This window comes from Moorena sp. SIO3E8 (genome assembly GCF_010692445.1).
GTDB classification, from domain to species: Bacteria; Cyanobacteriota; Cyanobacteriia; order Cyanobacteriales; family Coleofasciculaceae; genus Moorena; species Moorena bouillonii.
In genome coordinates this window covers 1-11,210 of sequence record NZ_JAAHHM010000178.1, presented here as the reverse complement: position 1 = coordinate 11,210, position 11,210 = coordinate 1, and the positions used below count along the sequence as shown (strand labels likewise).

The window sequence follows — 11,210 nt, the reverse complement described above, 5'->3', positions numbered from 1 at the left end:
AACCCAAGGTCAAACTTATTGTTGCTCCTTTTCCTGACCGACAAAAGGGTCAGTCTGAGTTTTTCTTCAAGCCTTTTTCCTCAACCCCCTTGACAATTGGCATACAGGCTTAAGTTGTCACCGATGGCGATCGCCTTTGGCTGCCCATAGCGCATCGCATGGTCTTTCTTTACCAGATGTTTGTGATGGGGGAAGAGATAACACCTGAAAAGATCAAAAAAGCTGGCATGTCCAGTAAGCAATGGGAAAGAGTAGTGAAGTATATACTGTCACGACTGAAGTTTTCCTAATGTAGTCGTCAATGTAGTCGTCTCATTGCATCTGGTTCTTATGGATTCAGTCGTGACAGTGTCGAGCCTGATACGTCTAGGTTTCACGCAGATGTGTCAGGTAAACAACAAGACTAGGTTGCAGCACTCATATGCTGTCCTTGAACGTCTGCTGCTATCATCATCCATTCTTCACGCTGTTTTTCCAGTTTACAGTAAAAAGCTATCGCGTGTCGTTCCATCCAAACATTAATATCGGTAGTAAGTTCTGGATATCTTTTTTTCTGACATTCATGACTGAAACCACCAACAATTTTTTGTTCAATACTTTCAATATTTTGATAATAGCTTAAATCGCTAATGAACATGGGTTTCATCCTTTTTATTTAATGAAAAAATTTAAACATTTTAAGTGTAAAATATTAACTAGATTATAGATAGCCAATTTGGCGTATTTAATCCACAAAATTTTTATCTTATCCCTAGGGAGCGACATGCAAACTTAAATCTATACCCTAGGGCATAGATTTAACCACCATCCCTAACATCAAGAGTAATCTCAGCAGTGATCACCCGGTCTGTCTGTGAAACAATCTTGACCCGTCTCACCCGACCGGAGTAGGGCGTTCGCGTAGCGTCTCCCTAGGAGAATCGCACAATACTCAACTCTGCCAGCTCCTTCAATACCTCCTAAGACATCCTCATAACTAGTCAGATAATTAGTTTCGTGTGAAGATTCTTAAAGCTGACAAACGGCTCAATTTTCAGGAAGTACTAAACGCTATATCCGTTACCCAGAGTGCTTTGTAGCCTTTTTATTACCCTTTGATGGCAAAAACAAAATAGCTGAATTGTTACGATTTGTAATTGACTCACATAATTGCACAAAATCTGCACAGACGATTTGCTTGAATAGTCTTGGTCCGAAAGCCGCTGCATCCCTGACTTAAAAGTTAGGGGTCAGTTTCCTTGAGTTAGCTTGTGTCTCTGAGAGAGGCTACAAAATTCTTAACAAGAAGGCTCAACGGAATTGAAGCTACGGGAGTAATTCAAGGCTGCTTATTGATTCATTACTCTGCTGTTTGGCAGAGTAGGGCAGGCAGTCAATTACTATCCAGTTTTGGATTTATACAAGTCAAGATGTAAGGAGAGACTTTAATGTTAGATGCATTTGCACGGGTGGTTGCCCAAGCTGATACCCGAGGTGTATATCTCAGTAACGATCAATTCGATTCCCTCAAGAGCATGGTTGCTGAAAGCAATAAGCGCATGGATGTGGTCAACCGACTCACAAGCAATGCCTCTGCAATTGTAGCCAATGCTGCCCGTAGTCTGTTTGCAGAGCAGCCCCAATTGATCCAGCCTGGTGGCAATGCTTACACTGGCCGTCGCATGGCTGCTTGCTTGCGCGATATGGAGATTGTCTTTCGCTATGTAACCTATGCCACCTTCGCTGGTGACGGCAGTGTTTTAGATGATCGCTGCCTTAATGGCCTGCGGGAAACCTATGTAGCACTGGGAGTTCCTGGAGGTTCTGTAGCTGAAGGTATCAATAAGATGAAGGACGCTGCGATCGCCATTGCCAATGACAGAACTGGCATTACTCCTGGTGACTGTAGCTCTCTAATGTCTGAGTTAAGTGGTTATTTTGATCGAGCTGCTGCTGCCGTTGGCTAGTTTCACCAAACCCTAGGACAGCCATCTGCTCGTTCAATTCTTCAGTAGCATTTGTTTACGAAAAATTTGCAAAACTTTTTTTTTGAGAGGTAGATTACATTATGAAAACTCCCCTAACTGAAGCAGTAGCTACCGCTGACTCCCAAGGCCGCTTTCTGAGCAGTGCCGAAATTCAGAGTGCGTTCGGTCGTTTTCGCCAAGCTACTGCAAGTTTGGAAGCTGCTCAAAGCTTAACCAGTAAAGCTGAGACTCTAGTTAATGGTGCAGCCCAAGCTGTTTACCAAAAGTTCCCCTATACCACGCAGATGCAAGGACCGAACTACGCTTCGACTCCTGAAGGGAAGGCAAAATGTGCCCGTGATATCGGTTACTACCTGCGCATGGTTACCTATTGTTTGGTGACTGGGAGTACAGGACCCATGGATGAGTACCTGATCTCAGGAATCGCCGAAATCAACCTCACCTTTGAACTTTCTCCGAGCTGGTATGTCGAAGCTCTCAAGTACATCAAGGCGAACCATGGTCTAAGTGGTGACCCTGCCGTTGAGGCAAACTCCTATCTCGATTACACAATTAACGCTCTTAGCTAGGGTTTTTCGAGTTGCCCGGAACTCCAGGTGGCTGTTGATAGTTGATTAACGGTTTTCTGAAGTTCCGGGCAATGTTTTTTAGAAAAGAAATTTAGGAGACTAATATGGTAAGTCCAACAACAGCGAGGCTGTTAGGCATCGCACCTTTTGCGGATTCCCCTCGAATGGAGCTGCGCTCCTACTCTACAGAAGATGAAGTGCAAGCAGTGATTACAACTGCCTATCGACAGGTCTTTGGCAATGCTCATGTCATGGATTGCGAGCGTTTGACCAATGCAGAGTCTCTATTGCGCCAAGGTGACATTACGGTACGAGATTTTATCCGGGCACTGGCTCTGTCAGAACTATACCAGGAAAAGTTCTTAAACTCCACACCCCAAGTAAGGTTTATTGAGTTGAACTATAAGCATTTTCTGGGTCGAGCCCCTTATGATGAGTCGGAAATTGCCTATCATGTCGATCTTTTTAATCAAAAAGGCTACAAGGCGGAGATAAATTCTTACATCGACTCACAGGAATATCAAGAAAATTTTGGTAACTCGATTGTGCCGAGTTACCGTGGGTTCGAGAGCCCACAGGGTCAGAAAGTTGTGGGCTTTAGTCGCATGTTCCAGCTCTATCGCGGTTACGCCAATAGCGATCACGCCCAAGGCAATGGCAATCCCTCTCACTTAACTTATGAGCTGGCTCGTAACACCGCAACTCCTGTCCGAACCCAAACCAAGGGACAGGTAGTTATCGGCACAAATGCAGGTAGCCAAAGGCAGCTCTACCGCTTGCGAGTGTCTCAAGGGGTGACAAGAGGTGGTCCTCAAATCCGGCGCACAATTAGCGAGTATCTGGTGCCTTACGATCAGTTATCGTATACTTTGCGGCAGCTTGGCAAGCAAGGTGATCGAATAACAAGTATTACGCCAGCCTAAGGCAACTGAAATCTCACCACTATCAAGCAATATTAAAAATTAGGAGAACAACAAGTGGCAATTACCACAGCAGCATCCTGGCTGGGAACCTCCGCCTTTAGCAATGCCAACCCCATTGAACTGCGCCCCAACTGGACCCAAGACAATGCTAAGGCTGTTATCCAGGCTGTTTACCGACAAGTACTCGGAAACGACCATCTCATGGCTTCTGAGCGTCTCACCAGTGCTGAGTCTTTACTCTGCCAAGGCTACCTGACTGTAAGGGATTTTGTGCGGGCTGTCGCCAAGTCAGAAATCTACAAGTCGAAATTCTTCTACAGCAACTTTCATCCGAGAGTAATTGAGTTGAACTTCAAGCACCTACTCGGTCGGGCTCCCTATGATGAGTCTGAAATCATCTATCATCTCGATATCTATCAAAACCAGGGGTTTGAGGCAGATATCGACTCCTACATAAACTCCCTTGAGTATGAGCAGAACTTTGGCACCTCCATCGTACCCTACTATCGAGGCTTTTCCAATCAACCGGGACAAAAAACCGTCGGCTTTACCCGCATGTTCGAGCTCTATCGTGGTTACGCCAACAGCGATCGCGCTCAGGGCAAGGGCGGTCGTCCTAGTTTAACCTATGAGCTGGCTCGCAATATGGCAAACCCCGTGCGAACCCCAAATGGCGGACAAGCACTCACCGGCACAACTGCAAACATTCAGGGACAGTTCTATCGACTCCGAGTAACTCAAGGAGGTATGGGACGTGCCCCTCAGATCAGGCGCAGCATCAGTGAATATGTCGTGCCCTACGAACGGCTATCTCCCACCCTGCAAAAACTAAACAAGCGCGGTTGTCAAGTCATGAGTATTACCCGTGCCTGAAGTTTCTAGAACATCTAAACGTCGAGTCCTATAGGAGTAGAGTAAGTGGCAATTACAACAGCAGCATCCCGCTTAGGCACCTCTGCCTTTAGCAATAGCAACCCCATTGAACTGCGCCCCAACTGGAGCCAAGATGATGCCAAAGCCGTCATTCAAGCTGTTTACCGACAAGTACTCGGTAACGACTACATCATGGCTTATGAGCGCCTCACCGGTTTAGAATCCCTGCTCTGCAATGGCTCTCTCACGGTGCGGGAGTTTGTGCGAGCTGTAGCTAAGTCGGAGCTATACAAGTCGAAATTTCTGTACAACAGCTTCCAAACTCGGGTGATTGAGTTAAACTTGAAGCACTTGCTAGGTCGAGCTCCCTATGATGAGTCTGAGGTAATTTACCACCTTGACCTCTACCAAAACAAGGGCTTTGAAGCAGATATTGATTCCTATATCGATTCTGCTGAATACGATGAAAACTTTGGTGACTTCATCGTGCCTTATTATCGAGGCTTCTCAACTCAAACCGGACAAAAGGTTGTGGGCTTTACTCGCATGTTCCGCCTTTACCGAGGCTATGCCAATAGCGATCGCGCACAAGTTGAAGGTAAAGCGTCTCGCCTTGCTAGTGAACTTGCTCTTAATAGTGTTTCAGCAGTGGTTGGTCCTTCCGGCGGTAGTGAAGGTTGGGCGTACCGAGCCTCTGAAAAAGGTGTTACGCCCAATAAAACCTTCCGAAGTCCAGCAAGAGAAGGTCGTATTTATCGGTTGGAAGTATCAGGAATGAACTTGCCTAGATATCCCAAAGTGCGCCGCGTTAGCAAAGAGCTTCTGGTTCCTTATGAGAAACTATCGGATACGCTCCAGCAAATTAACAAAATGGGCGGTAAAGTCGCTAGTATAACACTTGCTTAGATCACATTTGCTCTAAAAATAGAAGTTCAGGAGTTGATATAATCTGAGTTAGCTATTAGGAGGTATCGGAAACATGCTGGGTGAATCTTTAATTTTTGACAGTTCTAATTCACCATCAGAAAGTCGTACCTTTGTCTATGAGGTAACAGGGTTGTGGCATAAGGAAGAAAACACTAAAAACAGTTACCCTTTACCCAAGAGTAGCAGTATCTTTATTCAGGTTCCCTACAGCCAAATGAATGAAGAGATGCAGCGCATTACTCGTATGGGAGGAAAAATCGTCAGCATTCGTCCGGTTATGCCAACAACATAGTAACAACACTACCAAATGTCTTGAAGTTGGGACAAGGTGCTAGGTGTTAGGGGTTAGGTATTAGATATTAGGGGACTTTTAATAAGATGTTAAGTATTATGATTTAGGTTTGAGATTTTTCATACCCAAAACCTGCAACCTAACACCTAACACCTAACACCTAACACTTTCTCACCACAAAAATTTTCCGGCTTAAGAGGTTGTCTGAGAAGTCCCATTTGCTACATCCAAGCCCCCTAAATCCCCCAATTTTGGGGGACTTTTAGAAGCAAATTGACTCTTCCCTCAAAGTTGGAGGGCTAGGGTGGCAAAATTCAGTATCAAAAAACTTTTCATATATCCTCTAAGTTGATACCCAAAAAACCTTATTTAAAACCTTAATATAAGATGCTAAAAACTCTTCAACCCTCTCTAAGAGAAAACCAGCATACTCTCATTCGCAAACTTGCAAACTGTATTGAAGACCACTGGCAACATTACTTATCTCTGTCTCCTTACACTATACCAGAGGATCTCGGTTACGTGGAGGGAAATTTAGAAGGGGAGAAACTATTAATTGAAAATCGCTGTTATCAAACCCCCCAGTTTCGCAAGTTACACCTAGAGTTAGCAAAGGTAAGTCATCGCCTTGATATTCTCCACTGTGTTATGTTCCCCCACTCCAACTACAACTTGCCAATTTTCGGAGTTGATCTTGTGGGAGGAAAAAGGTTTATTAGTGCGGCTATTGTTGATCTGTCTCCCGTTACCACTAAGCGCATCTTACCGATATCTTATCGCAGTGTTTTAGCCAAACTACCCAAAATTAAGTTTTCTCAACACCGCGATTTACCCAAGTGGGGAGATATTTTTTCGGAATTTTGTATATTTGTGCGTCCTGCCGATGCTCAAGAAGAAGCGGCTTTCCTTGAGCAAGTCAAGCATTTTTTGACTCTGCATTGTCAAATTGCGACCGCCATGATGCCGATTTCTTCTCCTTACCAGGAAGCTGAAATTCTGGCAGGACAACGCTACTACTGTACTCAGCAGCAGCATAATGACAAGACTCGAAGAATTTTAGAACAGTCTTTTGGTCAGCAATGGGCACAACGATATATAACTACAATGCTGTTTGATTCCCCTTGATTGGGTTTGGAGCTTAGGGAAATCTTCAAGTGAAATTTCACGGGCAATAGAAGTCTTAAAGTTAACTTTTGTAAATTTTTAATAAAGTTTGATTACTTTAGATTACAGTAAAGTAGTTAACATTTGGCGTAGTCATGCAGTCTGCTGAGAAACCTCAAAGGCTTGAATCTCTTCTCAAAGCTGGATTCGAGCGCTCCTTTGAAGCAATTGCTATCGTTGGTGACAACGGTCAGTTCATAGAGGTGAACCCTGCTGTCTGTGATTTATTTGGTTTAGCAAGGGAGGAATTGATTAATCACTCCATTATTAATTTTTTAAAACTAGACCTCAATTGTGAACAAGCATGGCACCTCTTTTGGGAAAGAGGGCAAGAAATTGGGGAAGTTCAACTCCTCTGCCCAAATGGCACGACACGAGCAGTGGAGTATACATCAGTTATAGACTTGTCACCTGGTAATCACTTGTTGATTCTGCGGGACATTACCAAGCGCCGACAAGCAGCAAAAGAGGAACTCCAACGCCAACATCAGCGGGTAGAGTTATTCTCTGAAGTAACTCTCAAAATTCGCCAATCTTTGCAACTCAAAGAAATTCTACAAACTGCTGTTACAGAGGTGCAAAGAATTCTTCGGGCTGATCGAGTACTGATTTACCAAGTTTTTGCCAATGGAACAGGTAAAATCATTAGCGAAGCGACCTTACCGACATATCCGGCAATTCTCGACGTTGAGTTTCCCGAAGAAGTCTTTCCCCCAGAGTACCGAGAACTCTATGGTCAAGGTCGCACCCAAGCTTACGCTGATGTTCACAGCCCTGATGCCGCTTTGGCTGAATGCTTAGTTGAGTTTCTGGATGAATGGCATGTCAAAGCCAAACTGGTTGTGCCGATCTTACAAAGCCTCAACTCCCATACAAACAGCCAAAATCGCCGAGTTAAACCCCAGAATCAACTTTGGGGTTTGCTGATCGCCCATCAGTGTCAGGCTGCTCGACCATGGAGTGAGTTTGAGGTTGAACTGATGCAACAGTTGGCAGACCAAATCGGCATTGCCCTGTCCCAAGCTCAACTGCTGGAGAATCTGGAAGAGATGGTTGCAGAACGGACAGCCGAGTTGAGGAAAGTAAACAGCAATCTGCAACAGGAAATCAATGATCGCCTTCAGGCAGAAGAAGCTTTGCGTCGTTCTGAAGAACAACTCCGCCTCATCACTAATGCACTGCCTGTTTTAATTGCCTACATTGACAAGGAACAACGCTATCGCTTCAACAATCAAGCCTACAAAACCTGGTTGGGACTTTCCCCTTTAGAGGTGTCTGGATCTCACCTTCAGAAAGTCCATGGGAAGAAAGTCTATCAGCAGATTCGGGTGCATGTGGAGGCTGCTTTGTCAGGTCGGACAGTCACCTACGAACATGAAATGACCCTCAAAGATAGACGCACTCACTCCGTCAGCGTTACCTACATCCCTCATCTCAGCGAGGAGGAGGGTTTAGTCAAAGGTTTTTTTGCCTTAACAAGTGATATTAGCGATCGCAAAGCCATAGAACGGATGAAGGACGAGTTCATTTCAGTGGTCAGTCACGAACTCCGCACCCCTCTGGCCTCAATTCACGGTTCCCTGAAAATCCTGGCGACGGGAAAACTCGGTAAGCTCTCTGCCAAAGGACAGCGAATGCTCGAAATTGCCGACGAACAAACTGATCGCCTGGTGCGCTTAGTCAATAATGTCTTAGACCTACAGCGCATTGAGTCAGGTAAGGTGAATATGGACAAAAAAGCCTGCAATGCAGCTGACTTGATCAAAAAAGCAGTCCAGGCTATGCAAACAATGGCTACTGAACATGGGGTTAACTTGGCAACCAAGTCCACCTCTTTCTCTGTTTGGGCTGACCCCGACTATATTGTCCAAACCTTGACTAATTTACTAAGCAACGCAATTAAGTTTTCACCTGCCAATAGCACAGTTTGGCTCTCTGCAATAACAGATAACGAGGTTAATAGAACCAAAAAGCAGAAACAGCTGCGATGCTCCACAACTGCCTATGTCACATTTCAAGTCAAAGATCAGGGACAAGGAATCCCCAATAGCCAGCTCGAAAGTATCTTCGAGCGCTTCGAGCAAGTGGACTCATCTGATTCCCGTAAGAAAGGTGGAACAGGTCTGGGACTAACGATTTGCCGCAAAATTATCCAGCAACACGGCGGCAGAATTTGGGCAGAGAGTTCTTTAGGTAAAGGCAGTACTTTTTATTTTACCCTACCCGCTTTAAAAAAGCAAGAAGAAGATAACCATGAGTACTAAATGCATCTTGCTAATTGACGATGAAGAAACTATCCAGGAAGTGGTGCAAGTCGGTCTGGAACTTGAAACAGATTGGGAGGTACTAACAGCTTCTTCAGGCTTGGAAGGTATCGCTATGGCTAAAACTAAACTGCCAGACGCAATCTTACTTGATGTAATGATGCCAGATCTGGATGGAATTGCAACCTTTTCGAAGTTAAAAGCAAATTCTAAAACCCAGTCAATTCCCGTTATTTTTCTGACGGCCAAGACTCAGATCGCAGAGCAACACCCGTTTAAAAAAATCGGGATTGCTGGTGTTATTATCAAACCATTTAATTCTATAACTTTGGCTATTCAAATAGCAGAACTATTGGAATGGAAGTTGTGATTCATTATTGTTGAGCGTTTGTAGTTGTACAGATGAGACTATTACTAGTGGAGGATGATGAGTCTTTAATTGATTTACTCAAAAACAGCCTTCCCAAGCAAAATTATGTGATTGATGCTGTCACTGACGGTGAACAGGGATGGGCCTATGGGTCAACTTATACCTACGACCTGATTGTACTGGACTTGTTGCTGCCAAAGGTTGACGGAATTAGTCTTTGTCAGCGTTTCCGCGCCAGTGGTTATCACATGCCTATCCTTTTACTAACATCATGCCATGCTAGTGTAGACAAGATTAGGGGGCTAGATGCTGGTGCCGATGACTATATAACTAAGCCTTTTGATCTTGAGGAACTAGCAGCTCGCATGCGAGCTCTATTGCGTCGAGTAAACTCAAACTCCCTGCCTGTACTGAGTTGGGGTAGCTTGCAACTAGACCCGCGCAGCTGTAAAGTAACCTACGACACTCAGTTGCTCTCATTAACCCCCAAGGAATATGGGCTACTAGAGTTATTCCTGCGCCACAGCCATCATGTTTTTAGTACTGACGAAATTATAGACAATTTGTGGTCCTCGAAAGAATTTCCAGCGGAAGCAACAGTTAGATCTCATCTAAGAAAGCTACGCCGGAAATTAAGAATTGCTGGTGCTCCCGAGGATTTGATTGAAACAGTACATGGACTGGGATATAGACTAAAGTTGCAGCCAGACAATGCTGATTCTAAACCTACTACTGTAATCCAAGAAGAGATTACCGCCAATAAGCACTCAAAACACCTCAAAGCGATCGCTGCAGCTTGGGAAAAGTACCGGGAAAAGAGCCGTAATCAATTGGCTATCTTAGAGCAAGTCCCTAGGGTTTTCTCAGAAGGGTCTCTGAATTTTTCCCATCAAGAACAAGGGAGGTTGGCAGCTCATAGTTTAGCTGGAAACTTGGGTATTTTTGGTTTCTCAGAAGGGTCGCGCTTAGCGCGGGAACTTGAAGGTATCTTGCAAGGGGATACTGATTTGGGTGCTGAACAAATCTTCCACTTTCAAGTACTTTTAACGGCTCTGCGCGATGAACTAACCTAGGAAAATATAACTAGGCAACAGAATTGGCTAATCGCATTCTCAACCGCCTTGAAAGAGTGCGACTTCAGGCAGGAAGTTATCCTTAGGGGTTGTCTGAAAAGTCTCATTTGCTACATCCAAGCCCCCTAAATCCCCCCTCATAAGGGTAGGTTTTTTACTTTGACCTCAGGTGTGGGGTGTAGGGGGTGGGGTGTGGGGTGTGGGGGATAAGAAAATATACTTAATTTGTCGTTAACAATCATCATTGTCTTGATGCAGTCGCTCATGGGGGAAACCCCCAAGACCGCGCTGCATCGCTTCTTCGTTGTTTTCCTTTTTCTCTCCCTCTCGGTCGTCCCATATTTTACCCAAATGTAAAAAACCTACCCCTGTGAGCTAAATCCCCCGACGGGGGACTTTTAGAAGCAAATTGACTCTTCCCCCAAAGTTGGGGGACTAGGGCGTGTTTTCAAACTCGGAGATCCCCCTAAATCCCCCTTAAAAAAGGGGGACTTTGAGGGTGCATCTCATATTTGTAAAAAAGTTGCGTAGGGTGTGTTAGGGGGGGCCTTATTTTCGCCTCGTAGTCAGGGTTTAGACAGCCCGCCCCGTAACGCACCACCTTGTCAAACAACTTTTAGGAGATGCACCCGACTTTGAGTATGGCTCCCCCCTTTTTTAAGCTATCCATTAGGCAAAAGTAGTCGAAACAGTGATAGAGACTAGGACGTAGAAGCAAGTTGTGAACCTTCAAACAAATGGTAAAAGGTAGAAAGCCCTCGCCAGAGAGTTTTCAAGCCAGGTTCGCC

At 44.9% G+C, this 11,210-nt stretch carries 11 protein-coding genes; 10 read left to right on the top strand and 1 reads right to left on the bottom strand.

Annotated features, from left to right (window positions below):
- Positions 1-403: 403 nt before the first annotated feature.
- Positions 404-637, bottom strand: coding sequence for a hypothetical protein (locus F6K46_RS35080; protein WP_293066948.1), 234 nt, complete (start codon positions 635-637; stop codon positions 404-406).
- Positions 638-1,427: 790 nt separating this feature from the next.
- Between F6K46_RS35080 and F6K46_RS35075 the strand changes: the two genes are divergently transcribed.
- The 10 genes from F6K46_RS35075 (at position 1,428) to F6K46_RS35030 (ending at position 10,422) form a co-directional block, all read left to right on the top strand.
- Complete coding sequence (locus F6K46_RS35075; RefSeq protein WP_293066945.1) at positions 1,428-1,946, top strand: phycocyanin subunit beta; 519 nt, start codon at positions 1,428-1,430, stop codon at positions 1,944-1,946.
- Positions 1,947-2,047: 101 nt separating this feature from the next.
- Positions 2,048-2,536 carry a phycocyanin subunit alpha gene (gene cpcA / locus F6K46_RS35070; RefSeq protein WP_075901022.1) on the top strand — a complete coding sequence of 163 codons (489 nt, stop codon included), beginning with the start codon at positions 2,048-2,050 and terminating at the stop codon, positions 2,534-2,536.
- Positions 2,537-2,640: 104 nt separating this feature from the next.
- Positions 2,641-3,459: a phycobilisome linker polypeptide gene (locus tag F6K46_RS35065; protein ID WP_293066940.1), complete on the top strand. Its 819-nt coding sequence runs from the start codon at positions 2,641-2,643 to the stop codon at positions 3,457-3,459.
- A gap of 54 nt (positions 3,460-3,513) precedes the next feature.
- The gene (locus F6K46_RS35060; protein WP_293066937.1) at positions 3,514-4,332 is read left to right on the top strand and encodes a phycobilisome linker polypeptide; all 819 of its coding nucleotides are present in this window, start codon (positions 3,514-3,516) and stop codon (positions 4,330-4,332) included.
- A 45-nt stretch (positions 4,333-4,377) separates the two neighbouring features.
- Entirely contained in the window at positions 4,378-5,238 is an 861-nt protein-coding gene (locus F6K46_RS35055) for a phycobilisome linker polypeptide (protein WP_293066934.1), read from the top strand.
- A gap of 73 nt (positions 5,239-5,311) precedes the next feature.
- Entirely contained in the window at positions 5,312-5,551 is a 240-nt protein-coding gene (locus F6K46_RS35050; RefSeq protein WP_293030731.1) for a phycobilisome linker polypeptide, read from the top strand.
- 387 nt (positions 5,552-5,938) lie between these two features.
- Complete coding sequence (locus F6K46_RS35045) at positions 5,939-6,676, top strand: phycocyanobilin:ferredoxin oxidoreductase (protein WP_293066932.1); 738 nt, start codon at positions 5,939-5,941, stop codon at positions 6,674-6,676.
- Positions 6,677-6,810: 134 nt separating this feature from the next.
- A complete protein-coding gene (locus tag F6K46_RS35040) occupies positions 6,811-8,979 on the top strand; it encodes an ATP-binding protein (protein WP_293066930.1) in 2,169 nt (722 codons plus the stop codon).
- Positions 8,969-9,349 carry a response regulator gene (locus tag F6K46_RS35035; RefSeq protein ID WP_293066927.1) on the top strand — a complete coding sequence of 127 codons (381 nt, stop codon included), beginning with the start codon at positions 8,969-8,971 and terminating at the stop codon, positions 9,347-9,349. Before F6K46_RS35040 ends, F6K46_RS35035 begins: the two co-directional genes overlap by 11 nt.
- 32 nt (positions 9,350-9,381) lie before the next feature.
- Positions 9,382-10,422 (top strand): response regulator, encoded by a 1,041-nt coding sequence (locus F6K46_RS35030; RefSeq protein ID WP_293066925.1) that lies wholly within the window; start codon positions 9,382-9,384, stop codon positions 10,420-10,422.
- Positions 10,423-11,210 lie beyond the last annotated feature (788 nt).

Excerpts from the sequence above, each read along its gene's own strand:
- F6K46_RS35040 (WP_293066930.1), top strand. The coding sequence starts at position 6,811 with ATGCAGTCTGCTGAGAAACCTCAAAGGCTTGAATCTCTTCTCAAAGCT.
- F6K46_RS35065 (WP_293066940.1), top strand. The coding sequence starts at position 2,641 with ATGGTAAGTCCAACAACAGCGAGGCTGTTAGGCATCGCACCTTTTGCG.
- F6K46_RS35050 (WP_293030731.1), top strand. The coding sequence starts at position 5,312 with ATGCTGGGTGAATCTTTAATTTTTGACAGTTCTAATTCACCATCAGAA.
- F6K46_RS35030 (WP_293066925.1), top strand. The coding sequence starts at position 9,382 with ATGAGACTATTACTAGTGGAGGATGATGAGTCTTTAATTGATTTACTC.
- F6K46_RS35080 (WP_293066948.1), bottom strand. The coding sequence starts at position 637 with ATGTTCATTAGCGATTTAAGCTATTATCAAAATATTGAAAGTATTGAA.
- cpcA (WP_075901022.1), top strand. The coding sequence starts at position 2,048 with ATGAAAACTCCCCTAACTGAAGCAGTAGCTACCGCTGACTCCCAAGGC.
- F6K46_RS35045 (WP_293066932.1), top strand. The coding sequence starts at position 5,939 with ATGCTAAAAACTCTTCAACCCTCTCTAAGAGAAAACCAGCATACTCTC.
- F6K46_RS35035 (WP_293066927.1), top strand. The coding sequence starts at position 8,969 with ATGAGTACTAAATGCATCTTGCTAATTGACGATGAAGAAACTATCCAG.
- F6K46_RS35075 (WP_293066945.1), top strand. The coding sequence starts at position 1,428 with ATGTTAGATGCATTTGCACGGGTGGTTGCCCAAGCTGATACCCGAGGT.